1 protein-coding gene is annotated in these 283 nt (G+C 42.4%); it reads right to left on the bottom strand.

The features are described 5' to 3' along the window. Positions 1 to 283: hypothetical protein (locus ACNG5D_RS16065; protein WP_418184541.1), on the bottom strand; the 283-nt coding region annotated here is incomplete at both ends.

The following is a 283-nucleotide window of genomic DNA, read 5'->3' as shown; positions in this document are numbered from 1 at the left end:
AAAGTAATGGAGCTGGCGGACGCTGATATTGAGCATTGATTCTTTCGACTTTGCTCCATCGTTAAAATCGATGGATTTGATCGTTATAATCGCTTTGACCGATTTAACAAGAATCCCTATATATGACTCGTAGTCGGAAAATTCTGTAAGTTCAGAAATTTCCGCATAACAATTGAATTTACAGGCAGGTATAAAATGCTCGGTATCGGCGATAAGCTTCCCTCCTTCAAGGTCACCGGCGTAAAGCCCGGTTTCAACCATCACGAAGAAAACGGCGTTTCGG

This window comes from Algibacter ulvanivorans, assembly GCF_048381495.1.
In the GTDB taxonomy this organism is placed as follows: Bacteria; Bacteroidota; Bacteroidia; order Flavobacteriales; family Flavobacteriaceae; genus Algibacter_B; species Algibacter_B ulvanivorans.
This window is presented reverse-complemented; position numbering and strand designations above follow the sequence as displayed.